26 protein-coding genes are annotated in these 23,557 nt (G+C 37.3%); 18 read left to right on the forward strand and 8 right to left on the reverse strand.

Annotated elements, in window-relative coordinates:
* Window positions 1-449 precede the first annotated feature (449 nt).
* A complete protein-coding gene (locus tag AC1DDK_RS08405) occupies window positions 450-635 on the reverse strand; it encodes a hypothetical protein (protein WP_288881935.1) in 186 nt (61 codons plus the stop codon).
* Between the two features lie 110 nt (window positions 636-745).
* On the opposite strand from AC1DDK_RS08405, the gene AC1DDK_RS08410 reads away from it, so the two are divergent.
* The 5 genes from AC1DDK_RS08410 (at window position 746) to AC1DDK_RS08430 (ending at window position 5,508) form a co-directional block, all read left to right on the forward strand.
* Window positions 746-1,996 carry a hypothetical protein gene (locus AC1DDK_RS08410; RefSeq protein WP_337717250.1) on the forward strand — a complete coding sequence of 417 codons (1,251 nt, stop codon included), beginning with the start codon at window positions 746-748 and terminating at the stop codon, window positions 1,994-1,996.
* A 42-nt stretch (window positions 1,997-2,038) separates the two neighbouring features.
* Window positions 2,039-2,497, forward strand: coding sequence for a lipocalin family protein (locus AC1DDK_RS08415; RefSeq protein WP_172661609.1), 459 nt, complete (start codon window positions 2,039-2,041; stop codon window positions 2,495-2,497).
* A gap of 8 nt (window positions 2,498-2,505) precedes the next feature.
* Window positions 2,506-3,348: a helix-turn-helix domain-containing protein gene (locus AC1DDK_RS08420; RefSeq protein WP_288881929.1), complete on the forward strand. Its 843-nt coding sequence runs from the start codon at window positions 2,506-2,508 to the stop codon at window positions 3,346-3,348.
* A 130-nt stretch (window positions 3,349-3,478) separates the two neighbouring features.
* Window positions 3,479-4,081 carry an ankyrin repeat domain-containing protein gene (locus AC1DDK_RS08425; RefSeq protein WP_288881926.1) on the forward strand — a complete coding sequence of 201 codons (603 nt, stop codon included), beginning with the start codon at window positions 3,479-3,481 and terminating at the stop codon, window positions 4,079-4,081.
* An 8-nt stretch (window positions 4,082-4,089) separates the two neighbouring features.
* A complete protein-coding gene (locus AC1DDK_RS08430; RefSeq protein WP_337717252.1) occupies window positions 4,090-5,508 on the forward strand; it encodes an amidohydrolase family protein in 1,419 nt (472 codons plus the stop codon).
* Window positions 5,509-5,515: 7 nt separating this feature from the next.
* Here AC1DDK_RS08430 and AC1DDK_RS08435 read toward each other — a convergent pair whose 3' ends face one another.
* Window positions 5,516-6,340 carry an NHL repeat-containing protein gene (locus AC1DDK_RS08435; protein WP_172661613.1) on the reverse strand — a complete coding sequence of 275 codons (825 nt, stop codon included), beginning with the start codon at window positions 6,338-6,340 and terminating at the stop codon, window positions 5,516-5,518.
* A 179-nt stretch (window positions 6,341-6,519) separates the two neighbouring features.
* Between AC1DDK_RS08435 and AC1DDK_RS08440 the strand changes: the two genes are divergently transcribed.
* From AC1DDK_RS08440 to AC1DDK_RS08475, 8 genes are all read left to right on the forward strand, one after another.
* Window positions 6,520-6,894 carry a transmembrane 220 family protein gene (locus AC1DDK_RS08440; protein ID WP_172661614.1) on the forward strand — a complete coding sequence of 125 codons (375 nt, stop codon included), beginning with the start codon at window positions 6,520-6,522 and terminating at the stop codon, window positions 6,892-6,894.
* Window positions 6,895-6,905: 11 nt separating this feature from the next.
* Entirely contained in the window at window positions 6,906-7,616 is a 711-nt protein-coding gene (locus tag AC1DDK_RS08445) for an EboA domain-containing protein (protein ID WP_288881918.1), read from the forward strand.
* A 10-nt stretch (window positions 7,617-7,626) separates the two neighbouring features.
* Complete coding sequence (locus AC1DDK_RS08450) at window positions 7,627-8,613, forward strand: TatD family hydrolase (RefSeq protein ID WP_172661616.1); 987 nt, start codon at window positions 7,627-7,629, stop codon at window positions 8,611-8,613.
* Window positions 8,614-8,624: 11 nt separating this feature from the next.
* Window positions 8,625-9,512, forward strand: coding sequence for a UbiA-like protein EboC (gene eboC / locus AC1DDK_RS08455; protein ID WP_288881914.1), 888 nt, complete (start codon window positions 8,625-8,627; stop codon window positions 9,510-9,512).
* Between the two features lie 16 nt (window positions 9,513-9,528).
* Window positions 9,529-10,707 (forward strand): 3-dehydroquinate synthase, encoded by a 1,179-nt coding sequence (locus AC1DDK_RS08460; protein ID WP_288881911.1) that lies wholly within the window; start codon window positions 9,529-9,531, stop codon window positions 10,705-10,707.
* Window positions 10,708-10,709: 2 nt separating this feature from the next.
* Complete coding sequence (gene eboE / locus AC1DDK_RS08465; protein WP_288881908.1) at window positions 10,710-11,918, forward strand: metabolite traffic protein EboE; 1,209 nt, start codon at window positions 10,710-10,712, stop codon at window positions 11,916-11,918.
* Window position 11,919: 1 nt separating this feature from the next.
* Window positions 11,920-13,272 (forward strand): alkaline phosphatase family protein, encoded by a 1,353-nt coding sequence (locus AC1DDK_RS08470; RefSeq protein WP_337717255.1) that lies wholly within the window; start codon window positions 11,920-11,922, stop codon window positions 13,270-13,272.
* A 71-nt stretch (window positions 13,273-13,343) separates the two neighbouring features.
* A complete protein-coding gene (locus AC1DDK_RS08475; RefSeq protein ID WP_337717257.1) occupies window positions 13,344-15,695 on the forward strand; it encodes a phosphocholine-specific phospholipase C in 2,352 nt (783 codons plus the stop codon).
* On the opposite strand, the gene AC1DDK_RS08480 is transcribed toward AC1DDK_RS08475, so the two are convergent.
* Window positions 15,692-16,009, reverse strand: coding sequence for an isoleucyl-tRNA synthetase (locus AC1DDK_RS08480; RefSeq protein ID WP_288881901.1), 318 nt, complete (start codon window positions 16,007-16,009; stop codon window positions 15,692-15,694). The two genes, AC1DDK_RS08475 and AC1DDK_RS08480, sit on opposite strands and share 4 nt — an antisense overlap.
* 157 nt (window positions 16,010-16,166) lie before the next feature.
* Between AC1DDK_RS08480 and AC1DDK_RS08485 the strand changes: the two genes are divergently transcribed.
* The 3 genes from AC1DDK_RS08485 to AC1DDK_RS08495 all read left to right on the forward strand — a co-directional run bounded on the left by AC1DDK_RS08485 (window position 16,167) and on the right by AC1DDK_RS08495 (window position 17,360).
* Entirely contained in the window at window positions 16,167-16,508 is a 342-nt protein-coding gene (locus AC1DDK_RS08485; RefSeq protein WP_172661621.1) for an ArsR/SmtB family transcription factor, read from the forward strand.
* Window positions 16,495-16,980, forward strand: coding sequence for an SRPBCC family protein (locus AC1DDK_RS08490; protein ID WP_337717259.1), 486 nt, complete (start codon window positions 16,495-16,497; stop codon window positions 16,978-16,980). The genes AC1DDK_RS08485 and AC1DDK_RS08490 overlap by 14 nt, the downstream gene beginning before the upstream one ends.
* Window positions 16,981-17,090: 110 nt before the next feature.
* Window positions 17,091-17,360, forward strand: coding sequence for a hypothetical protein (locus AC1DDK_RS08495; protein ID WP_048907616.1), 270 nt, complete (start codon window positions 17,091-17,093; stop codon window positions 17,358-17,360).
* A gap of 26 nt (window positions 17,361-17,386) precedes the next feature.
* Here AC1DDK_RS08495 and AC1DDK_RS08500 read toward each other — a convergent pair whose 3' ends face one another.
* On the reverse strand, window positions 17,387-18,121 hold the full coding sequence (locus AC1DDK_RS08500) for a class I SAM-dependent methyltransferase (protein ID WP_337717261.1): 735 nt from the start codon (window positions 18,119-18,121) through the stop codon (window positions 17,387-17,389).
* Between the two features lie 121 nt (window positions 18,122-18,242).
* Here AC1DDK_RS08500 and AC1DDK_RS08505 point away from each other — a divergent pair, with 121 nt between their 5' ends.
* Complete coding sequence (locus AC1DDK_RS08505; RefSeq protein WP_337717263.1) at window positions 18,243-18,722, forward strand: FKBP-type peptidyl-prolyl cis-trans isomerase; 480 nt, start codon at window positions 18,243-18,245, stop codon at window positions 18,720-18,722.
* 301 nt (window positions 18,723-19,023) lie between these two features.
* Here AC1DDK_RS08505 and AC1DDK_RS08510 read toward each other — a convergent pair whose 3' ends face one another.
* The gene (locus AC1DDK_RS08510) at window positions 19,024-19,746 is read right to left on the reverse strand and encodes a peptidase associated/transthyretin-like domain-containing protein (protein ID WP_337717265.1); all 723 of its coding nucleotides are present in this window, start codon (window positions 19,744-19,746) and stop codon (window positions 19,024-19,026) included.
* Between the two features lie 354 nt (window positions 19,747-20,100).
* Between AC1DDK_RS08510 and AC1DDK_RS08515 the strand changes: the two genes are divergently transcribed.
* A complete protein-coding gene (locus AC1DDK_RS08515) occupies window positions 20,101-20,691 on the forward strand; it encodes a GIN domain-containing protein (RefSeq protein ID WP_337717267.1) in 591 nt (196 codons plus the stop codon).
* A 9-nt stretch (window positions 20,692-20,700) separates the two neighbouring features.
* Here AC1DDK_RS08515 and AC1DDK_RS08520 read toward each other — a convergent pair whose 3' ends face one another.
* The 3 genes from AC1DDK_RS08520 to AC1DDK_RS08530 all read right to left on the reverse strand — a co-directional run bounded on the left by AC1DDK_RS08520 (window position 20,701) and on the right by AC1DDK_RS08530 (window position 23,530).
* Complete coding sequence (locus AC1DDK_RS08520) at window positions 20,701-21,525, reverse strand: SGNH/GDSL hydrolase family protein (protein WP_337717269.1); 825 nt, start codon at window positions 21,523-21,525, stop codon at window positions 20,701-20,703.
* 166 nt (window positions 21,526-21,691) lie between these two features.
* On the reverse strand, window positions 21,692-22,498 hold the full coding sequence (locus AC1DDK_RS08525) for a phytanoyl-CoA dioxygenase family protein (protein ID WP_337717271.1): 807 nt from the start codon (window positions 22,496-22,498) through the stop codon (window positions 21,692-21,694).
* Between the two features lie 252 nt (window positions 22,499-22,750).
* A complete protein-coding gene (locus AC1DDK_RS08530) occupies window positions 22,751-23,530 on the reverse strand; it encodes an SDR family NAD(P)-dependent oxidoreductase (protein ID WP_172661628.1) in 780 nt (259 codons plus the stop codon).
* Window positions 23,531-23,557: the final 27 nt, after the last annotated feature.

Genomic DNA, 23,557 nt, shown 5'->3' on the forward strand with positions numbered 1-23,557 from the left:
ACTGTTCTATAATGGGTAATGGAAATACCCAGATTAACAGAAATATAAGAATAGGTATTAAATGAACAATATGTTTTTTCTGAAAACGGAACAAGTTTTGGGTCAGGGAAGCGATATAAAAATAGAGTGATGAGAAAGCAATAAGCAGCGAAAATTCATCCAGAAAGCGAAAGTAGTTCCCGTAGATCCCATTGAAAACCAATAAATCATATAACTGATTTAAACCAAGAGAAATGCAAAAAGACAAGAGAAAAAGGCTAGCAGTCTTGCTGCGATTTTGTCTTATCAGAAATGTGTAAAGACCGATAGAGAAAAAATTTACACAGATTATTGCAGATACAAGTGTTTCTGGATTAAGGTTGATCATTCAATGCGAATATATTAATATTCTCGGATACGATCTTTCTTTATCCCAATCATAAAATTGGATCGAAAAGCATAGAAATCAGTCATTTTGGAAAGAACATGATCAAAAAGATCCTGGATAAAATATCCCACCATAAACCTACTCCCCACAAGAATTGATTCGAAAGGGTCAGGTAGGGAACCAGTATTTTAACCCAGTTAAACACTCCTTTATCTTTAACAGTACCACATCCCAATGTGATTTCATTCAAATTACAGTATAAATCCATGTTTTTATCCGAAAAACATGGACTCAACATGGACTTTGGAATAATATAACTTATCAATTATTTAGTTGTCATTATTAGTACTTTTACTAATAATAGCGCAACTAGATGAAATGAAAAGAAAACTATCTTTAATTGAAGGGACCATGTATGCAGGCGGCCAAACAGCTGTGAATGTTGTTTCCTCTGTTACAATTAAAGGTACGGTTCAGGAATCTGAATTACATGCCTCACTATTAAAGATTCAGGCCAGGCACCCATTGCTAGGCAGTAATGTTTGGGAAGATGAGGTAGGTATCCCTTATTTTGTTGAACAGAATCCGGTTCAAAGAATCGGCCTTCGCATAGTTAACCGACAAACAGACCAGGATTGGGAAAGGGAATCTATCACAGAATGCCTTACCCCATTTAACACTAAGAATGATACTTTGGTTAGGTTGGTGTGGTTAAAATCAGAAAGTGTTTCTGACCTGATTGTTGTGGGCCATCATTGTATATGTGATGGCAGATCTATCCTGAACCTTATGGATGAAACATTGTCTTTGTTAGGCGATCCGGAAAAAGAAATAGGTGCCTATAAATCCTTTTCCTCTATACAGGATTTTATTCCTCCCGAAATCCAGGAAAGCAAGGCAAACAAATTAAAGATTCAATTATTTTCTAAAGTTGCAAAGCTTGCCTTACTTGCGGTGGCCTTTAAAAAAGAGATTAAAAGAGAAAAACCATTTTTTTTACATTGGAAACTTAGCAAAGAAGAATCTTCCCTAATTATTGAAAAATGCAAATCTGAAGGGGCTTCTGTCCACGATGCACTAAGTGTGGCATTTTTAAGAGGGTTTAAAGAAATTAAAACCATAAAATCGCATTCCAGACTTTATTGCGCAGTAGACATGCGGAAGTTCCTGCCAGAAGTTAAAAGCAATATGCTCTTTGCTTTTCCGGCAATGGTTGGGCTCAATCTTTCGAACAAAAAAACCGATGGTTTTTGGAACCAAACCCGTGAATTTAAAAATGGCCTGGCAAAAAAAATAGATGAGATGAATGTAAATACCGTATTGCTATACAGCGAGTGCCTTTTGCCTTCTTTACCAAGAATGACCAGATATGCCAAGGCTGATAAAGGAGCCCATGATTTTACCCTTTCAAACATGGGAAAAGTAAGCATAAACGAAAAATATGGTGCGCTTGAAATCGAATCTTTGCAATCCCCTTCGACAATTTTTCCGTTCGGTAATCCGACAACTCTGTTTACAACTTATTTTAAAGGTCAAATTGATTTGATATTCACATCCGATGAGCATTTTATAAAACGGGAAGATGTGTTAGCCTTAAAAGAGAGTGCATTCAGTATGATCATAAAATAATTATTTATATTTAAATAACGTTGAAACTAACGAGATCAAACCATGAAACTATTAAAATTAATCATCCTTTCCGCAGTTACATTAGCCTCCTGTTCTGGGCAGACAGAAACCAAAAAATCATCTGAGCAATCTATAAACGGAACCTGGAAACTTATATCCGCAAAAGTGATAACCAAAGGTGATACCGCAAATACTTTTCCTGTAGAAAATCAGGAGATGATTAAAGAATTTAATGATACTCATTTTTCCTTTTTCAAGCATGATGTTAACAAAGGAAAGGGCAAAGGAGCTATTTTCGATGCGGGTAGTGGCACATATACGTTAAATGGAGATAAATACGAAGAACATCTTCAATACTGCAGCTTTAGAGATTGGGAAAATCTGAAATTCAGTTTTACATTAAAAATAAGTAATGATACATTGGTGCAACGTGGCATTGAAAAAATAGATAGCCTGAATGTTAATCATGAGATCGTAGAAACCTACGTTAAGTTACACTAGGATAAGGTATGTTATTACCTACGGTGGGCATCGAACAGATCTTTAAACTTCCTTACACAGGGGAAGACTTTAAGTTACTACGCCACGACCCTATTAACATGCCCTCCATTCCTCATGCGCATAAGCATGATTTTTACATGCTCCTTGTTATAGATCAGGGTAGCGGCACGCATACCATAGATTTTAAAGAGCATATCGTTCATAACAAAATGGTGTTTTTCCTTGCACCCGGGCAGGCCCACCAATGGGAGCTCTCAGAAAAAACATCTGGTTATCAGTTAATGTTTTCGCAGAAGTTTATGCTTCCCGGGAGTCTAAGGTTGCCATTTTTCAATTTGTCGTCCTCTCCTGTTCTGGCCCTTAAAAATAATCAATACCCGGATCTTGTTCAGGAGCTAGAGCAAATATTGAAGGAATTAACTACCCCCAGACAATTTGAAACTGAACTAATTCAAACCAGATTACAAATTGTATTGATTTTATTGAAAAGATGGTATTCAGACTGCTTTGATCTGCAGGACTCTACTACCGACAATCGCCTGATTAACAATTTCCTTGCACTTCTCGATAAGCATTACGCTGCGCATAGCGAGGTATCATTTTATGCTGCAGAGCTACACGTTACTGCTAATTATCTGAATCAGATTTGCAGGAAAAAATCAGGAATAACTGCCGGAGACCTTATTCGAGAGCGTATTTTGCTCGAAGCAAAAAGGATGCTAACGTTAACAAACCTTGATATTAAAGAGATTGCCTATTCTCTTGGGTTTAACGACACCTCTTATTTCTCCAGATTTTTCAGGAAAAATACGAGTGTTAGTCCTCAGCAATTTCGGAAAACAAATAATTAGTACCCTTATTATGATAATCAGTCCTATTTAGCTGAGGCTTTAAGAACTAAATTTGCATATGAATTTCCGAATCTTATCTGTCATCATCCTTACTTGCATTGCAATGAATGCTTGTTCGCAGAAAAAAAACATGGAACAAAACGAATTAGAGGTTTTCAAAATCATAGCGGCAAACGACAGCACTAAGCTATCGCAATGGCTTTCTGTAAATAAGAACGTTGAGCTGCGAAATAGCAAAGGAGAAACACCTTTAATGAATGCTACTTACAGCAATCGCATTACGCTGGCAAAAATGCTGATCGATGCCGGAGCTAATGTAAACCAGCAAGACAATATGCTAAACAGCCCTTTTCTATACGCCGGGGCTTCCGGTTATCTCGAAATACTTCAGCTTTGCTTAAAAGCGGGCGCGAACTATAAAGTGTTTAATCGGTATAATGGTACTGCGTTAATACCTGCATGCGAAAGGGGTCATATTGCAATAGTTACTGAATTACTAAAAGACAAAAACTATCCTATTGATCATATAAACAGATTAGGGTGGACAGCATTACTGGAAGCCGTTATTCTTGGTGATGGAAGCGATAAATATGTAAAAATTGTTCAGCTTCTGGTAAATGCCGGCTGCGACATTACCATTAAAGATAAAGAAGGCGTTGATGCACTTAGCCACGCCAAAAAAAGAAATTTTAAAGAAATAACAGCTGTTCTTGAAGAAGCAGCTAAGAAATAACCTTCCTAATGAAAAAATTAATATTCTCTATCCTCTTCTGTTTAGCGGCCTCTGGCGTATTCTCACAGAAAAAAGACGCTGATATAATTATCAAATCTGCAAATATCATTGATGTTAAAACAGGCAAAATAATTTCCGGAAAAGCCGTAGCTATTAAAGATGGGAAAATCATTAACGTATTTAATGAAAAGCTGATCAGCGGATACAATTCAAAACAAATATTGGATGCAAAAGGCAAGTATCTGATGCCTGGCCTTTGGGATATGCATATGCACTTTGGTGGTGGCGATTCTTTAATCAATGAAAATAAGAACCTGTTACCGCTATTTCTGGCTTATGGCATTACAACCGTACGTGATGCAGCAGCTGACATTAGCCCTAGTGTATTACAATGGAGAGATGAAATTGCAGCAGGGAAACTACTTGGTCCATCCATTTTCACCTCTGGACCTAAACTAGAAGGGTATAAATCTGTTTGGAAAGGTGATATTGAAGTTGGAAATACTAAAGAGATAGAGCAAGCCCTGGATTCTTTACAAAAAATGCGTGTCGATTTTGTTAAAATAACAGATAATACGCTAAAGCCCGATCTCTTTTTAGAAGCTATAAAACTAGCGCGTAAGCGTGGATATCGGGTGTCGGCACACATCCCAAGTGCCTTAACAATGGAACAAATAGCAAATGCAGGTTTAAGTTCTGTTGAGCATTTGGGCTATGCACTTAAAGCCGGATCAAAAGTAGAAAAAGAGATCTCAGCTGAAGTTGCAGCAGGCACCCTGAAAGGTAAGGCGTTTAACCAAAAAGTTATGGAAACTTTTGATGAAACCGCTGCCTTATCAACTTACAGAAATATGGCTAAGCATGGCATGTATGTTACGCCAACACTTTCCCTAAACTATATCCTTACCTATTTTGAGAAAGACAATCATAAAAATGACAGCTACCTGCAGTACATAGGAAAAGGTTTACAAAAAACTTATGAAGGCCGTGTAAAAAGAGTTGAGCAAGATGATGCAGAAGCTATTGCTTTCAGACATCAGCTGTTTGAAAAAACTGTAACCACACTCCCGCTTCTGGAAAAAGCAGGTGTAAAAATATTAGCCGGTACGGATGCAGGTTATCTAAATTCTTACGCTTACCCTGGTATTGGTCTCCATAAAGAATTAGAATTGCTTGTGAAATATGGTTTAAGCCCATTACAGGCTTTACAGGCATCTGTTATCAATTCACCAGATTTTCTTGGCAAAAAAGAGTATGGTAGTATTGCTGAGGGGAAAAAAGCAGATTTACTATTATTAGACGAAAATCCTTTGAGCAATATAAGTGCAACTCAAAAGATCTTCGCTGTGATAACTGCAGGCAAAGCACTTAACAGAAAGACACTTGATGATATGCTTGAACAAGTTAAGCAATTAAGTGCACAATAGAAGGAATCTATTTTAACTGGTAAGCCATTATGCTCTTCTTGTAAAAAGTAGGGATATAAACTATTTTTTTAACCGGATCGTATCCAATATCAGCAGTGTTTTTCTTTTCCAGATGCGTATCCAACAATAGTTCGGAAGTGCCATTGGCAGATACATAATAGATATAACCACCCCAACATGAGAATAAGAAATCGCCATTGCCAATTGGCTCAATTCCGTCTCCACCAAAAGGCAGCCCTGCAATCTTGATCATCTCTTTCTTTGCATTGGCCTTTAAAAGGTTCTTGCCCCCACCAGCGATATAAAGATCGTCGCCAACTGCTTTGAGTCCATTAACACCATCTATATTTTCCATATAGACAACATCTTTATTGTTAATGATCTGATGGATTCTTTTTGTCCGGGAGTCTGAAACATACACCACGCCTTTATCGCTAACCGTAACGTCATTTAAGAACTTAGATCCTTCTATTGGTATAGTCAGCTCAACTTTACTTGTAGGGATGTCGATCACTACCACATCCGTCAAATCAGCAACATACATTTTGCTGCCATGTATTGCAAGCCCTTTTGGGGAGTTAAGTCCGGTAATCCAATCCAAATTAATCACCTTTCCGTTCATATCCAGTTTGCCTACCCCACCAATTCCATCCTTATTATCGGGGCTATTTCCCATTATTGATACATACAATACTCCGGCCTTAACATCAGGCAATACAGATTCAGGCAGATTAATTATACTGTCTGTTTCCCATATTTTTTCCAGTTTGTGCTGTGCATTAACACATAGAGCCAGCAACATTACAAAAGATAAACTCAAAAAATTCTTCATAACAATTTCCTTAAAATAGAGACTTTACCAATGAAATTACATAAAAACCAACACATTGAAAGTAATATTTTTGTGTACCCTATTTCTTTTTTTACAATACGACCTTATTAAATCGAGTTAATTATCTGTTTATTTGTATTTGTTAATTAAATACACACACAAATTTAATCTTCATTGTTATGCTACTTAGCATTTTAAACTCTATTTTTTGCATCGCGTTTATACTATTTGCGTATGTAAACCTTAATGACAAAGACTCATGGCTTTGGGTGCCTATCTATATGGTGGCTTCCATTTGTTGTGGATTTGCCATTTTTAATCTTTTTTATCCCATCGTATATCTTGTTGCCATATCTTTCTATCTTATTTACGCAATCATCCTCTTTTTTGCAAAAGACGGAGTGCGCGACTGGATAATGAAGTACCGAAGCCCAAGCTTAGTTGAGAGTATGCAGGCCACCAAGCCTTATATAGAGAAAACCAGAGAGTTCTTTGGTCTTCTGATTATAAGCGGTGCACTTGCCATCAACTATTTTGTAGCTGTCAATTTATAAAAAAGAACATCATGCTTTTGATAGATATAGAAGGGATAAAAAGCCTTAATGATCTTTTTCTGCAAATCATTAAACAAAACCTTAGCAGTGATGCCTTGTTGTGGTTGGAGAATAAGATTGAATTGATTAAGACAGAAGAAAAATCAATACAATTAAACCTCGCCTTTTCGCATCTGCCACGTTTGGCCGGAAAAAAGCCGATAGAGGTGCAGACAGAGGATGAGGAAAAAATAGATGGGCTACTACCCGGTTTTTCATTAAATGGGTGGACTGCCGACAGGCTTTCTCGTGTTTGGCTATTGATGCAGGTTCCAGATGAGCATAAAGAAACCTATATCAAAAAGATAAACGGGTTGTTTATTGCCTCTGAAATGAACGAGCAAATTGCACTTTATTCTGCCTTGCCATTTTTAGCTTATGCTGAAGAATGGGTTGCCAGATGTGAGGATGGAATACGCAGCAATATTGGCACCGTATTGGAAGCCATTATGTACCACAACCCATACCCAGCTCATTTCCTTTCAGAAGGGGCATGGAACCAATTGGTGCTGAAAGCATTTTTTACAGAGAAAGACGTTAATCACATCATTGGATTAAAGGAGAGATCCAACCAGGCATTATCGGATACTTTAAGCGACTATGTACAAGAACGTTTAGCCGCTCACAGAACTGTTAATCCGGAGATATACAAATTGATAGAACAAAAAAATCAGAAAATATAAATTTTGAATTATGTGCTGTAATGATAATTTTCAGGAAAGAAATGAAGGAGAAAAAATTCAAACTTCTCTTGATTTAAATGACATCAGCGGGATGAAATTTTTTGACCCGCATGTACACATGACCTCACGTACTACAGATGATTACCAGGCTATGGCCGATGCAGGTATTGTAGCTTTAATAGAGCCGGCTTTTTGGCTGGGTCAGCCGCGTACAGGAGTAGACAGTTTTACCGATTATTATAGCAGCCTTATTGGTTGGGAAAGATTCAGGTCGTCACAATTCGGTATTAAGCATTATTGCACCATAGGCTTAAACTCTCGTGAGGCCAATAACGAAAAACTGGCAGAACAAGTAATGGAAATACTTCCTCACTTTATTTTTAAAGAAGGGGTAGTTGGTATTGGCGAAATTGGTTTTGATGATCAGACTGCTGCCGAAGAAAAATATTTCCGTTTGCAATTGGAACTGGCAAAAGAATCAGGGTTGCCTGTGCAGATTCACACACCACACAGAGATAAGAAAAAAGGCACGCAACGTAGTATGGATATTGCGATAGAACATGGACTTTCTCCATATTCGGTAATTGTAGATCATAATAACGAGGAAACTGTTAAGGAAGTTCTGGACAGAGGCTTTTGGGCCGCATTTACCATTTATCCTTTTACCAAAATGGGCAATGAGCGCATGGTAGAGGTGGTAAAACAATATGGATCTGAAAGAATCATGATCAATTCAGCAGCAGACTGGGGCATTTCGGATCCACTTGCAGTACCTAAAACTGCGGCATTAATGAAAAAATCGGGAATTAGCCTTACTGATATTGAACTGGTTAGTTACAGAAATGCTATAACAGCATTTGCACAAAGTGGACAAATTGATGAGAACGATTTTATTTCAGTTAAAAACATTGATCAAAGTCAGAAATTTGAAAGCAATTCGATTTTGCGTGGCGGGCAACAACCAAGAATAGATAAAAATTCTATCATCATTTCCTAATTAGGTATACATTGAAAAAACTATTAGGATATATAAGGCTAATGCGGCCTGCAAATGTTGTTACTTCTGTTGCAGATGTACTGGCGGGCATAGCTATTTCGGGTTCCTTTTCATTAACGGGATGGAGCACTTTACAGCTACCTGTTATACTGCTTTGCATCTCAACAATAGGTTTGTACAGTGGCGGCATTATCTTTAATGATGTTTATGATGCCGATCTGGATAAGATAGAACGTCCGGAACGCCCAATCCCAAGCGGATTAGTAAGCAAAAAAGCAGCAACTATTTTTGGCGCAGTATTCTTCTTTATAGGAATTGCGGCAGCCAACCTTTTTGGCACCACAACATCAGTACTTGCAGTGTCTATTATGATTGCATGCCTTACTTATAACAGATGGGCTAAACATCATTCCATATTAGGCCCACTAAATATGGGGTTATGTCGTGGATTAAACCTATTGCTAGGCGTAAGTATTATTAGCTCTCAGGTGCAACAATGGTGGTTTTTAGCCCTTGTACCTATTATCTATATTGCGTCTATTACCATGATTAGCAGAGGTGAAGTACACGGAGGAAGTAAAAATATGCTTTATTTTGCTGCGATACTTTACGCTATTGTAATTGCCAGCATTCTTTTTTTCGCCACCACAAAAGGCGATATACGCATCACATTGGCATTTATTGTACCTTTTGCTTTAATGATATTTATACCGCTGTTAAAAGCCATACAAAATCCAATAGGGCCAAATATAGGTAAGGCAGTAAAAGCAGGTGTTATTGCATTAATATTAATGAATGCTGCCTGGGCTAGCGTCTTTGCCGACTGGAAAGTAGCCCTATCAATTGTTATTTTATTACCATTATCAATATTACTAAGTAAAGCATTCGCTGTTACTTAGTCAGGAATTTTCAACTATGAGTTATTTAGAACAGTCGTTTAGTGTAAAATTTGAGTATAAAATATACTTCACTGCTTCGCTATTTGATACAGGCAATCCTATCTTGGCAAACTTCTTTAAGGAGAAGCCTTCAGAGGCCTTGCGCAAAATATTTTTCGTACTGGACAAGGGTGTTGCCGATGCTCATCCTGACCTTGTACCATCAATTAAGGCTTACTTTGAGCAACATAAAGATGTGGAGCTGATTAAGGACATCATGATTGTTCCGGGCGGAGAAGCATCAAAAAATGACACTGCACTTTTTGACCAACTGGTTGAAGCAGTGAATGTTTATGGAATTGACAGGCATTCGTACATTGCTGCCATTGGAGGGGGCGCCGTACTTGATCTTGTTGGTTATGCGGCTGCAGTTTCGCACCGCGGTATTAAACATATCCGTATCCCTACAACTGTACTCTCGCAAAACGACTCTGGTATTGGTGTTAAAAATGGCATCAATTACAATGGTAAAAAGAACTTTCTTGGCACTTTTGCACCGCCATCGGCAGTATTTAACGATGACCAGTTTTTGCTTACGTTAAGTGACAGAGATTGGCGTTCGGGTATTTCTGAAGCAGTAAAAGTTGCCCTTATCAAAGATCCTGAATTCTTTTACTGGATTGAAGATAATGCGGCACAACTGGTTGCACGGGATATGGATACGATGAATTACCTGATCAAACGTTGTGCTCAATTGCATTTAAACCATATTGCCGGTGATGATCCATTTGAAACAGGATCGGCCAGGCCACTAGATTTTGGCCACTGGAGTGCACATAAACTAGAGCAGCTAAGTAACTTCAGCGTTTTACATGGTGAAGCTGTGGCAATGGGTATTGCTTTAGATAGCACCTATTCTTTCCTGACAGGAATGCTAACAGAAGAAAAATTACAGCGCATATTAAGTGTACTGATTCACCTGTCTTTTGACATTTCTAATCCATTTATCCAGATTAACGATTCTGAATCTCCAATACTTCGTGGATTGGCAGAATTTCAGGAACATCTTGGCGGCAAACTTACCATTACCCTGCTTACTGATTTGGGTACTGGGAAAGAGGTACATCAGATGGATCACCAGTTATTGATGGAAGCGAGCAACTATGTTTTAAACTTTACCAGTACACACGCTGGTTTACCTATAAGCAACCAATAATAATGAAAGTCAACACTGGCCATTTAACCTATTGCACAAACATACATCCGGGCAAAAACTGGGATGATGATTTTAAAGCGTTACAAGAGAATTTCCCTGTGATCAAACAATCTGTTTCACCAAACGGACCACTTGGACTAGGACTTAGATTGTCAAATATCTCTAGTCTTGAATTGATTAAAGAAGATGCTTTGGCTGAATTTAAGCAGTGGCTTAAGGAAAATGCCGCTTATGTTTTTACCATGAATGGTTTCCCTTACGGAGAATTTCACCGCACAGTGGTTAAAGAAGATGTACATACACCTGACTGGACAACAGACGCGCGCAGAGAATATACTATCAGACTTTTTAATATACTCCAATCTCTATTACCTGAAGGTATGAATGGGGGGATTTCAACATCGCCACTTAGTTACAGGCACTGGTTTAAAACTGCTGACGATTTTGCACAGGCAAAACGCACTGCTACCTTGAATGTAATAGCGGTTATAAAAGAACTGATTAGAATTAGCGAGCAAACTGGTAAAATTATGCACCTTGATCTGGAACCTGAGCCTGATGGCATACTTGAAACCGGAAGGGAATTTATAGATTGGTTTGAGAATGATTTGCTGCCACTTGGCATTCCGGCAATTGAAAGTTCATTTAATGTTGCTGGCATTGAAGCCGAATCATTAATTAAAAAACACCTTTGCCTTTGCTATGATGTTTGTCACTTTGCTATAGGCTATGAAGCTCATGATGAGGTTCTAAAAGAACTTGAAGCAAAAGGCATTAAAGTAGGCAAAATACAGATCAGTGCTGCTTTAAAAGCAAATCTTGATAAATCAGAAGCAGATAGAGAAATCATAAAGAACAGCTTTCAGACGTTTAATGAGCCAACCTATCTGCATCAGGTAGTTGCCTTAAAGAAAGATGGTGGGCTGATTCGTTATTCGGACCTTACTCCTGCTCTTGAAGACTTTGAAAATCAGGAAGCCACGCAATGGAGGGCACATTTCCATGTACCAATATCAATTAAAGAGATCGGATTATTACAATCTACTCAGGATGATATTACCACTGTTCTGGAACTTCAAAAGAATGCCCCTTTTACTGACCATCTGGAAGTAGAAACCTATACCTGGGAAGTATTACCGGAGCAATTAAAATTACCGATTGCCCAATCTATCAGTAATGAACTGAACTGGGTAATTAAAACAAATGTTTAAGATGAAGAAAACTGTAGTAATAGATGTTGTTGGCTTATCCTCGAACCTTATTGGCAAGCATACTCCCTTTTTAGAACAATACATAAAAGATAAAAACCTTGGTGCAATAGCACCAATGCTACCGGCTGTAACTACCAGTGTACAATCAACTTATTTAACAGGAAGACAGCCAACAGAACATGGTGTTGTCGGGAACGGATGGTACGACCATATGGATTCGGAAATCAAGTTCTGGAAGCAATCAAACAAGCTTGTGCTTGTAGAGAAGATCTGGGACAAGGCAAAAAAAGAAGATCCTAATTTTACTTGCGCCAATATGTTCTGGTGGTACAACATGTATTCAAATGCTGACTACAGTGTAACTCCACGTCCAAACTATTTAGCTGATGGCAGAAAACTTCCTGATTGTTATTCAGAACCGGCAGAATTACGCGATATTTTACAGGATAAATTAGGTCAGTTTCCGCTTTTTCAATTTTGGGGACCAGGTGCAAATATAAAGTCTAGCCGATGGATTGCTGATGCATCTATGATTACTGAGGATCTTTACAATCCTACCCTTACCTTAATATATTTGCCACATCTGGATTATTGTCTGCAAAAATTCGGCAGTGACTTTGATAAAATCAGCAAAGAACTTGGCGAGATAGATGAATTGGTAAAGGACCTGGTAACATTTTATGAAAAAAAAGGAGCCAATATCATTATTCTATCCGAATACGGGATTGTTCCGGTAAGCAAACCGATTCACCTAAACAGAATCTTTAGAGAAAACGGGCTGTTGCAGATTCGTGTAGAGCGAGGTTTAGAATTATTAGATGCGGGTGCTTCTAAAGCATTTGTGGTTGCGGATCATCAGGTTGCACATGTTTACATCAATGATCCAACGGTAACCGACCAGGTAAAAACTATTCTTGAAAAAACTCCTGGCATTGCTATGGTTTTAGATAAGGAAGGCAAAAAGAAATATGGAATGGACCATGAAAGGGCGGGCGACTTTGTATTGGTTGCTGAACCGGCAAACTGGTTTACTTATTATTTCTGGCTTGACGACGCAAAAGCTCCTGATTATGCCAGGTGCGTAGATATTCATAAAAAACCAGGGTATGACCCTGTTGAAATGTTCATGTCTTCTAAACCGCGTGCGGCATACAAGCTATTAAGAAAAAAAGCAGGTTTCCGTTATGTAATGGATGTTATTCCATTAGATGCCACCTTAATTAAGGGCTCACATGGCAGCATCAACACACCTGCAGAGTTTCACCCTGTTTTAATTACGGATCAAAAGCTAAACAACAGCAATGTACAGGCGACGGAAATTCATGACCTGATCTGGAAAGCGCTAAAGGGGTAATCTATCGGTTACCAACTTATTTCTATTCTTATTACATTTGGTTCAAACACACAACATACAAATGAACCACTATGAACTCAAGAAGAGACTTTCTTAAAAAAGCTGCCCTATTATCTGGAGCAGTGGGTTTACCCAATGTAATTCCTATGTCTATCCAAAAGGCAATGGCAATCGAAGCAGATCCCGGATCTACATTTTATGATGCAGAGCATATTGTAATCCTGATGCAGGAGAACCGCTCTTTTGATCATATGTTTGGTAAGCTCAAAGGTGTTCGTGGCTTTAATGATCCAAGAGCTTTTACACTTCCTGATAAGGATAAGGTCTGGTTACAAAAAGATAATGAGGGTAAAACCTATGCCCCGTTTCATGTAGACATTAATAAAACAAAGATTACCTGGCAAGGTGGGCTGCCTCACTCCTGGTCGGACCAGCTTGCTGCCCGAAACAACGGCAAGTATGATAAATGGGTACCTGTAAAATCACTTATGTCTTTAGGATATTATGACAGGACAGATATTCCTTTTTATTATTCAATGGCCGAAGCCTTTACAATTTGTGACCATAATTTTTGCTCATCTCTTACCGGCACTACTCCAAACAGGTTATTTTTCTGGACAGGTAACATTCGGCCTGAATTAAACGGGAGTTCGGTAGCAGCTGTAAACAATTCTCAAGCAGAATCAAGAGAGGGTGCTTTTGTAGACTGGGATACATTTCCAGAGGTATTAGAAGATAATGGCATTGATTGGAAGATCTACCAAAATGAAATATGGACAGCAGATTTACAAGGTGACAATGTAGATGATTGGTTAGGTAATTACGGGGACAATGCAATTGAGTATGTAAAACGCTACAACGTTAAGCTTGCGGCATATTTCAGAAAGAATGGTGATTCGACAAGTAAGCCTGCCCTCACTGCAGCACAGGTAACCGAAAAATACAATAAGCTATCTACCCGTGAAAAGAATTTAATAGACAAAGCATTTGCCAGCAATATAAATGCGCCGTTTAACTATCTGGAACTTGCTCCATTTACCTTTACTAATGACCGGGGACACGAAGAAACCATCAGCATCCCGAAAAACGATATCTTCCATCAGTTTCGCTCTGATGTTGACAATGGCAAACTACCCACCGTTTCATGGCTGGTAGCTCCGCAAAGATTCTCTGATCATACCAGTTCACCGTTGTATGGAACATGGTATGTATCTGAAGCGCTTGACATTTTAACAAAGAACCCCGAAGTATGGAAAAAGACAGTTTTCATCCTTACATATGATGAAAATGATGGGTACTTTGATCACATCCCTCCATATGTAGTTCCAAAACCTAACGACCCATCGAGTGGAAAAGTTTCTGAAGGAATTTCTGTTGATGCCGATTATGAGCTAGAAAAAGATAGCCCTATTGGATTAGGTTATCGTGTGCCAATGATCATTGCCTCTCCCTGGAGCAAAGGGGGCTATGTAAATTCGCAAGTTTTTGACCACACCTCTTCACTCATGTTTTTAGAAAACATACTTAGCAAAAAAACCGGGAAGAAAATTCGCAGTAATATGATTAGCAGTTGGAGAAGAGTAATTTGTGGCGATCTGACATCAGCTTTCAGGCCTTCAACAGGGATGTCATCTGTTGCACCAGCACCTTTAAAAAGAGAAGAAGTTGTTACCAATATTCAAAATGCAAAAAATAAGCCGGCACAGGTTAAGCCAAATCCTTTATCAAAAACTGAAATAGCTTCAGGGGCTTATTTACCTCAACAAGAACGAGGAACAAGTAAGGCTTGCGCTTTACCGTATCAACTCTTTGCAGAATGTAATCTTGATAGTTCTAAAACCAAAGTAGAACTTTGGCTAGAAGCAGGCAGAGGCAATTTCGGGCAAAAAATATTGCCAGTCGGAGCACCCTTTAATGTATACACTACTAATCTATATAACGGGCAGGCAGGAAAGACCTGGGCATATGCAGTAAAAAATGGAGACAAAATTCTAGACCGCCTAACGTTGCAAAATTTTGGGGATGGGCAATATGATTTATGTATAAGTGCTCCTAATGGTTTTTTCAGAGCGTTTAAAGGTGATAAAAATGACCCTTCGCTAAAGGCTAACTGCCATTATGAGGTTAAAGGGTTTTTAAGCAAAAAGCCAAGTGGCAACATTGAACTTATTCTTGAAAATGAGGGTGATCAGGATTTAAAGATAAATTTAATCGACAATGTTTATAAAAGCGATGCCACCAGATCGATATCATTAGGTACGAAAAGTAAAAAAACTTTAATTATTGACCTTCAAAAGAGTTCAGGTTGGTATGATTTTACAATTCAATTAGAGGGTTACAATGCATTTTCAAAGCAATATGCAGGACATGTTGAAACAGGAGAAGATTCGATAACGGATCCATACATGGGTGGGGTGGTTTAAGCCTCTCCCATTTTTTCGTTTACCACAACTTTTTCAGTTACAGGTTCTTCAGTTGTGGATACTTGTGCCTCTGCTGCAACCATTTCTTCTTGTATTTCAGGATCAAGTTCTACACACCCTTCTTTATCTTTTTTTGCAAAAAGAATGGGATAGATGAGCATCAATGCTCCTGCGATAAATAAAATGCCTGCAAACGACAACATGTAATTACTTGATTCCACTTTGTTCACACTCATCACTTTATAAGCAATTAGCGCCAGTATGCCCAATATAAAGGCAATTACTGCTTTCTGAAGTTTTAGCGTTTTAATCATGACCAGAGGGTATTAAAATAGTTTTAAATAGTGGACAAAAATCAAACCATTTTCATAAAGCATCTAAAAAGGTAAGGTCGTCGCTTTGAATTTATTTTTTCAAAAATATTGCGCAATCAAATGATTGCATCTATATTTGCAACCATATAGTTGCAAAATGATAACAAGAAGAGATGTATTTCAAGCCATCGCTGATCCTACCCGCCGCGAAATTATTCAAAGAATAGCACAAGAGCCTTTGAATCTCAACGCTGTAGCCGAGGCTTTCAATATTAGTAGACAAGCAATATCCAAACACATACAAATCCTCACTGAATGTGGATTAGTAGTAATTAAGCAGGTAGGCAGAGAACGATTTTGTGAGCCTCAGCTTGATAAACTAAATGAAGTGGCTGACTGGGTTGAGCAATCCAAGAAACAATGGGTCAGCAAATTTGAAAAACTAGACAATTACCTACAAACAATACAAACTAAACAGAAAGAAGATGGGACAATCTAAAAAAGAACTTTTCATTACGCATCTTTTTGATGCCCCACGTGAACTTGTATTTAATGCCTGGACAGATCCAGAGCAATTAAAACACTGGTATGCACCTGATGGCTGTACCATCGAATTCAAGTACATCAATGTAAAGGAGGGTGGTACATTTCACTCCTGTATTCATGATCCTATACATGGAGATTGTTGGATAAAGGGCGTCTACGATCAGGTTATATTTCCCGAAAAACTAGTTTTCTCAATGATTCTTACGAATGAAAACGGCGAGTCAATAGCATCTGTTGCTGCCGGAAAACCTGAAGACTGGCCAGAAGAAACCATTACTACAGTGACTTTTACCTCAATTGGAAATCAGACAAAATTAGCTATCCATCAAACTGTTTCTGAAGAGGACGCGAAACAAACAGGTGCTTATCAAAGCTGGATCAAAATGTTTAATAAATTAAATGATCTAATCGCGATTAAAAAGTAAAAGCATAAGGATTTATAGAAATATAACATTTAGCTGTCACAATGCAGCTATAAATGCCTATTTATCATAGCAATAGATATATTCTATGTATCTTGTGCGTTATTCAAAATATGAGCGAAATTATAAACGAAACGCAGGTAGGAACTACTGACAAGAAAAAACTGGCTTTTGAAGAAAAGCTTCAAGAGATTGATAATAAATATTCTAGATGGTTTGGTACAAAGAACAACCCATTTACCGGAGCACCGGATAAGATTAACAACTATTTTCGTTATTTCTATACCGCTGAAGGTGAAATTCAACTTTACCTAAAAGATGGACTACCTTTAGAAATAGGTAAAGATTGCAGAAATGCATTCAAAGCAGTTTTTAATAACTAAAACTGCTAAAACCCAATCCCCCAACTTTATTTTTTTAATGCTGAAATAATAAGAAAAATAGGCCTGCGTAATTCATCTTGCATTCCAGGAATAGTCTTTAAAGATATTTCATCCGGCTCTGGTTCCACCAGGGCCGTTATTTCAAATCCATTTTTTAATAACCCATTAATATAGGCAGTTAAAGTCTTGTGATATTTGACAACTTCCTCTCCCAAAAATTTTGCCTTTCTAATTCCCTGATCGAAATACTTATCAACCGGCCAATGAATACGCTCACCCGCCTCATTGTAAATCCAATCCTGACTTCCATAGGCCGTAAATATTGGATGCTCAACCGAGAAAACAAAGACCCCTCCGGTAGAAAGCGTTTGGTACACTTTACGACACACCTCTTCAAAAGATTCCAGATAATGGAAAGCAAGGGAACTGAGTACAACATCATAAGAATCAGCAGGGAAATCAAAAGCTTCAATTGCTATTCTCTTATATTCAACAAATGAAAATTTATTCATTTCGTTGGCAGAATTCAGCATTTTTTCTGACAAATCTATTCCTAGCACTGATTTAGCACCATGTTCTGCAGCGTATTGGCAATGCCAGCCAAAGCCACAACCTAAATCTAAGACATGTTTATTTCTAAAATCAGGGAGCATTTTTTGAAGAACATGCCATTCGCCAGCTCCTTTTAACCCTTTTACTGAACGAGTCATTTGGCTATACTGCAAAAAAAAAGCAGGATTATCATATTTATTTTCTTTCATAGGTTCTGTTTATTACTTGTCAAAGCTAATAAACTCAATCTATTAAAAACAGACGTTTGCTTTTGCTAAAACGACTTATTAACTTCAAGTAATGATTTAAAAAAACATATATTTGATTATCATGACCAAAATAAACCATTTATTACTTTTCATCTGCATGGCAGGATGCCTTGTAGCTTGCAAAAAAGATTCCGTAGAAGATAACCACGATCCAATTGCTCAGTTTACAACTGATACAAATGCTATTAGAGCTTTTGTAACAAAAAACAATATTGTCACAAAAAAGGACGAACAATTTGGAGTCTTTTATCAAATCATTGCACCTGGCACAGGAAATATAGAGTATGTATCTACAACACAGGTTACTGCAAATTATACAGGAAGATTACTAGATGGAACAGAGTTTGATTCTAAAAACGGTGCTGTATTTACAATGGGTGGTTTAATTGGTGGATGGCAGATTGGCATTCCGTTAATTCAAAAGGGAGGTAAGATTCGTTTAATTATCCCTTCTTTTTACGCTTATGGGAATGTGAGAAACGGTCCTGTGCCTGCTAACTCAGTACTCGATTTCACGATAGAAATCACAGATCTAAAATAAAACCAAATATTAAAATATTTATCAGATCATTAAAAGGAGGCTATGGCCTCCTTTTTTATGCATAGAATTATCATAGTATTGTCATTTGAAAAATTACTTAGTGTATTTATTACACTATCTAAAAATAATTCTTACATTTGTATTGTTAATACAGCGTAGCTGATTATTAAACGATTAAAACAGACAATGGTGCGATTATTGTCTTAAAGAAAAAGATCCCGTTCATACTGGGTTTATATTTGGTTAAAAAGAGGTAGTGCTTGGATAAGACTACCTTTTTTTTGTGCCTTATTTTTAAGGTTTAGTTCTTCTTTTCTTTAAACGTCTTCAAATCCGACTTGATCTTCAACATCAAATTGTAATCAGATAGCTCCAATAACTCTTCTTTAGTAGGCCTGTATCGTTCTATAAATAAATCAAGAGAATCGCTCTCGAGCTTAGTAAGCGATGAAACAAAAGACTTTCCAAATCTTGAATCTATGTAAGCCTGTTTTTCATCTTCATGAAGTCTTTTCTTTAGCTTATTCTGAATATCATTTTTTCGCCCTAATAACCTTACCAATTGCAATACGTCAATCTTTACAAACTCAAACCGGCCCCTGGGTTGATAAGAATTTATAAAAACATCTTTAATACCAATAGGTTTATAATTGAACTCTCTTGCAAAATCTTTCCTTAGTTTTAGTGAATCTGCTTTGTGATTCCGTTGACCAAAAATAACAACTTCTTCAAGGTCTAAAGAAGTTGGCTTAAGTCCAATTGTCATTAGAGGAGACTTCCAATCTTTTACAAGAACATATCTTCTTTCATAGCCTATTCCTGAAAACCATACAGTATCTGCTGCAGAGGCAATTAATGAAAAATCACCAGTAGCGCTACTTATCTTTTTTGCATATTTTAATTGTATTGAAATACCGCCGAGCGGGCGTTCTGTTTGGATATCTATTACTTTACCTTTTATTAGCTGCGCAAAAACACCCTGACATAACAACATGAAAAACAAAAAGATAGAACTTCTTAGCATTACATTTTCCATTTATAAACGAAACTAATACATTCTGTAGAGACGGGTAAAATTTTAACAGTATTTAACTGATGACAATTCCATGATAAATAAGTGTTTAAACATTTATTACATTTGCCCCCGAGAGCGTTAATTTAAAGGGGGTAAGTCGAAAGGCCTATCCCCTTTTCTTATTTTAAACCATTTCTGGTCGCAAACAATTCTATAATTTTCTTTTCTAGTTGGTCGATTCCTTTTGACCGTTCGTCGTATTTTAATGCCCCATGGTATAAAACAGATAATAGCTGTGCAACTTTTTTATTGACGGAAGCATCTTATTGATAAATAATCAAAGAATCTTAAATACACACCGTCATGAAAACCCTTACAAAAACTCTATTTGCTTCTGCGTTTACAGCAATCATTTTAACATCTTCCGCTATCTCAACTTTTGCTGCAAATCCCAGTACTCAACTACTTTCATTTAAAACAGGCACTATTACGTTTAACAAGGTTGTTATTAGTGGAAATGTAAAAGTCATTTTAGTGAAAGGCTCGGAGGAAGAAGTCAGAATTGACGAATACTATAATTCCTCGAAAACCACAATCGCCAGAAAAGGTTATAATCTACTAATCAATTCTACCGATAGGTATCCTGTTACCATTATAGTTACAGTAAAAGATTTAAACAGAATTCAGGCATCAGGTAATGCATCAGTAGTTACCAGAGGTGAACTTAATCTTACTTGCTTGCAAATCTTTTTAAATGATAATGCTACCGCCAACGTAAGAACCAATGCAAACAGCATGTATACCATTCTTAAAGGAGAATCGACTTTAAAATTAAGTGGTACTGCAGATTCACATACTTATATAGCTAATAAGATCGAAAACATAAGCTTTGAAAACTTTGTTTGCCAGAAAACAGACAGGCTAACTAACGAGTTAATAGCTTCTAAACAATAAATTGGCCTTTTAATATTTCTTCATGATTTTAACTAGCATATCCGCTATGATCTGATAACCTTTATCTGAGGGATGTAAGCCATCGAAAGTATTGTCACTTGCTTCTATCGGATAAGGGTATTCATCAGTATCAGGATTAAAAGGAATATCCTTAAAATCAGGATAGCTATAATTCTTATAAGCTCCTGTTTCAGGATCTTTTAATCTTTTATACTTTACCAGGGTTTTTAACTCCATGCCACTTTTATTATATAAGTCCACTACTTTATAATGTTCATGACGGCCAATTTCATTAACAGCATCTGCAAACTGCGATAGCATCTGTCCCTTTTTCTCCTTATAAGAGCCCCATGCGTTATTATTACTATTTGCTATGTATACAAAATCTACACGTTGCATTGGAGTAATCAGAATAATTTTGGCATCAGGATTAAGGGTTTTAAGCTTGTTAATAATGATGCGATACGAACCGTAAACTGTTTTGAGACCAGTGCTATTGATATAGTCATTTAAAGTTCCTAATGGTTGGCCTGACCACCAATCGTTTGTACCTAAAAAAACTGAATATACATCGGATTTCTGGAGGCCAAGATTTTCGATTTCCTTGGCAATACCAACAGCTGTCCAACCATTATGGCCCTGATTAATGTAACGAATATTAGGCAACTTGCTTACCACCCTGGTCATGTAACCGCTGGTAACCCGGTTACCCGTTTCGTCCTGATGTTCATTTAAATAGGTAATGGAGTCACCAATAGCAGTCCATGTAATTTCCTTCTTGGTAAAAGATCCAAGAGTAACAACAATGGTAAGCAGCAATAATATTCTTTTCATTTGAGATCAAATTAACATTTACTTTATAGTAAACATAAGAATAAAATACGATTGCAATCTATCTTGCGATGCTTCTTTTATATACCGTTTTTACAAACAAAATAGGCTTATCCAGTCGGCCCGACCTTATCAAATAATTTATGATGATTAAGAATAACATGACTACTTATTTAACAATACCTGCAAAACGCTGGTAAAACACGGTTGGACTATTTTCATTTTTAGGAGCATATTTGCCTGCAATAATTGGAATGTAAATTACCCTTCTACGACTTTGCTCACCAATTACTGTAGATTGTGCAACACGATGCCATAATCTTCCATCGTGGATAGTAAGATCGCCCACCTCAGGTACTACTGCAATTTCTTCAGCATCTTCATCGTGGTCAAGAAAATATTTTTTTCTGAAAAGCATTTGATAAAGTCCTTGCTTGTGCGTACCTGGAATTATTCTTAAACCTCCATTTTCAGGTTCCAGATTATTCAGATGTATTCCCACATTAAGCATTGGATTTAGCTTTTGCCCATAAAAAACATCTCTTAAGCCATCAGTGTGCCACCCCATTTTTGTGAATTTACTATCCGGGCCATTTACATAATGATTAAAAACCATTCCGTCTTTTTCACTGTCGCCTAATCTGGCACCTGCACCAGCAAGTTCAAGTAAACCATTTAGTCTTGGATCAAGTAAAAGACCACTAAAGGCCGAATGATGCTGGTTAATAAATGCAAATCGTTGTACTATAGAAGAGCCATCGAGATCACGTCCATATTTAATTGGAACGCCATTAACTTTACTTACATCCTTTTCTAACCATTTTTTTTGCACTTCCAGAGAAGCATCTACAATTGATTTTACAGTTTGAGGTGTTATAAAGTTTTTGAAATGAATAAAGCCGTTTGTATTAAAAAAGTCTTTCTGCTCAGCGGTTAAAGTTTCAGCTAATGAAAACTTTGGATATGAAGTTGCCATAGGTATATTTTATAAAAAATTAAAAGAAGGTAATATTTGAAATCAGAGGTGGGTGCATGCGACCCTAAGAAATTAACAGCAACAACACTGCATGGGCTTCATCATCTGAAGCATTGCCATGGAGTGATTTAATGAAAAGTTGTTACCTGTTTTAATAGACATAGTCTATGTGTTTAGTAGTTTATTTTACAAACATATAAAATATATTGAATACCAAGCATTTATTTTTAAAAAATATTTTCTGATTCCGGATTATTTGATTTTATAGATGCCGGCTGTTATCTTCTCAATAAGTGATTTTGGTAAGACTCTATTCGCATATGCCGATATAATATTAGTGAAACCAGGTATTACTTCTGCTTTCCGATTTAACATCGCTTTAACTGCAATCTCCGCAACAACATCTGCATCCATATTAAATTTTTCGGCGATATCGTTAATAACTGAGAGTCCTGCCCTCTCGGCAAAACCAGTTCCAACAGGCCCCGGACTAATACACGTTACTGATATGGATGAATCTTTTAGTTCATATCTAATGGCCCTGCTAAACGACAAAACATATGATTTAGACGCCGCATACATCGCCAATGTAGGCACTGCCTGATACGCTGCCGTACTAGAAACATTAAGCACATAACCTTGCTGGTTTTGTCTTAAAATTGGAAGCATATAATAAGTAAGTTCGGTGAGTGCCGTTACATTAAGTTGTAACATATTTAACTGTTCATCTATAGAAAGGCTTTCAAATTTGCCCCAAACGCCAAAACCAGCATTATTAACAAGGGCTGAGACAGGAAAAGCATTGTCAGTACACCATTCCGTTACGCGCTTTGCAGCTCCGTGTACAGACAGATCTAATGCGAAAACTTCCACACTAACATTATACTGGCTGGAAAGTTCCAGTTTAAGTGCATTAAGTTCAGGAGCCGACCTTGCCACAAGTAAAAGATTAAACTTTCTTTTGGCTAACGAAATGGCTATTGACCGTCCTATTCCTTTACTTGCTCCTGTTATTAATGCGAATTGATTCATAAGGCTAAAAATGTAAATTTACAATAA

Source organism: Pedobacter sp. 05T44 (assembly GCF_056395985.1).

What these genes read in the sequence shown, in the direction of transcription:
- AC1DDK_RS08425 (WP_288881926.1), top strand. Translation starts at nt 3,479, where the DNA reads ATGGAACAAAACGAATTAGAGGTTTTCAAAATCATAGCGGCAAACGAC.
- AC1DDK_RS08480 (WP_288881901.1), bottom strand. Translation starts at nt 16,009, where the DNA reads ATGATTAAAACGCTAAAACTTCAGAAAGCAGTAATTGCCTTTATATTG.
- AC1DDK_RS08450 (WP_172661616.1), top strand. Translation starts at nt 7,627, where the DNA reads ATGTGCTGTAATGATAATTTTCAGGAAAGAAATGAAGGAGAAAAAATT.
- AC1DDK_RS08500 (WP_337717261.1), bottom strand. Translation starts at nt 18,121, where the DNA reads ATGAAAGAAAATAAATATGATAATCCTGCTTTTTTTTTGCAGTATAGC.
- AC1DDK_RS08525 (WP_337717271.1), bottom strand. Translation starts at nt 22,498, where the DNA reads ATGGCAACTTCATATCCAAAGTTTTCATTAGCTGAAACTTTAACCGCT.
- AC1DDK_RS08510 (WP_337717265.1), bottom strand. Translation starts at nt 19,746, where the DNA reads ATGCTAAGAAGTTCTATCTTTTTGTTTTTCATGTTGTTATGTCAGGGT.
- AC1DDK_RS08515 (WP_337717267.1), top strand. Translation starts at nt 20,101, where the DNA reads ATGAAAACCCTTACAAAAACTCTATTTGCTTCTGCGTTTACAGCAATC.
- AC1DDK_RS08490 (WP_337717259.1), top strand. Translation starts at nt 16,495, where the DNA reads ATGGGACAATCTAAAAAAGAACTTTTCATTACGCATCTTTTTGATGCC.
- AC1DDK_RS08495 (WP_048907616.1), top strand. Translation starts at nt 17,091, where the DNA reads ATGAGCGAAATTATAAACGAAACGCAGGTAGGAACTACTGACAAGAAA.
- AC1DDK_RS08420 (WP_288881929.1), top strand. Translation starts at nt 2,506, where the DNA reads ATGTTATTACCTACGGTGGGCATCGAACAGATCTTTAAACTTCCTTAC.
- AC1DDK_RS08530 (WP_172661628.1), bottom strand. Translation starts at nt 23,530, where the DNA reads ATGAATCAATTCGCATTAATAACAGGAGCAAGTAAAGGAATAGGACGG.
- AC1DDK_RS08505 (WP_337717263.1), top strand. Translation starts at nt 18,243, where the DNA reads ATGACCAAAATAAACCATTTATTACTTTTCATCTGCATGGCAGGATGC.
- AC1DDK_RS08445 (WP_288881918.1), top strand. Translation starts at nt 6,906, where the DNA reads ATGCTTTTGATAGATATAGAAGGGATAAAAAGCCTTAATGATCTTTTT.
- AC1DDK_RS08405 (WP_288881935.1), bottom strand. Translation starts at nt 635, where the DNA reads ATGGATTTATACTGTAATTTGAATGAAATCACATTGGGATGTGGTACT.
- AC1DDK_RS08440 (WP_172661614.1), top strand. Translation starts at nt 6,520, where the DNA reads ATGCTACTTAGCATTTTAAACTCTATTTTTTGCATCGCGTTTATACTA.
- AC1DDK_RS08410 (WP_337717250.1), top strand. Translation starts at nt 746, where the DNA reads ATGAAAAGAAAACTATCTTTAATTGAAGGGACCATGTATGCAGGCGGC.
- AC1DDK_RS08435 (WP_172661613.1), bottom strand. Translation starts at nt 6,340, where the DNA reads ATGAAGAATTTTTTGAGTTTATCTTTTGTAATGTTGCTGGCTCTATGT.
- eboE (WP_288881908.1), top strand. Translation starts at nt 10,710, where the DNA reads ATGAAAGTCAACACTGGCCATTTAACCTATTGCACAAACATACATCCG.
- AC1DDK_RS08485 (WP_172661621.1), top strand. Translation starts at nt 16,167, where the DNA reads ATGATAACAAGAAGAGATGTATTTCAAGCCATCGCTGATCCTACCCGC.
- AC1DDK_RS08470 (WP_337717255.1), top strand. Translation starts at nt 11,920, where the DNA reads ATGAAGAAAACTGTAGTAATAGATGTTGTTGGCTTATCCTCGAACCTT.
- AC1DDK_RS08415 (WP_172661609.1), top strand. Translation starts at nt 2,039, where the DNA reads ATGAAACTATTAAAATTAATCATCCTTTCCGCAGTTACATTAGCCTCC.
- AC1DDK_RS08475 (WP_337717257.1), top strand. Translation starts at nt 13,344, where the DNA reads ATGAACTCAAGAAGAGACTTTCTTAAAAAAGCTGCCCTATTATCTGGA.
- AC1DDK_RS08520 (WP_337717269.1), bottom strand. Translation starts at nt 21,525, where the DNA reads ATGAAAAGAATATTATTGCTGCTTACCATTGTTGTTACTCTTGGATCT.
- AC1DDK_RS08460 (WP_288881911.1), top strand. Translation starts at nt 9,529, where the DNA reads ATGAGTTATTTAGAACAGTCGTTTAGTGTAAAATTTGAGTATAAAATA.
- AC1DDK_RS08430 (WP_337717252.1), top strand. Translation starts at nt 4,090, where the DNA reads ATGAAAAAATTAATATTCTCTATCCTCTTCTGTTTAGCGGCCTCTGGC.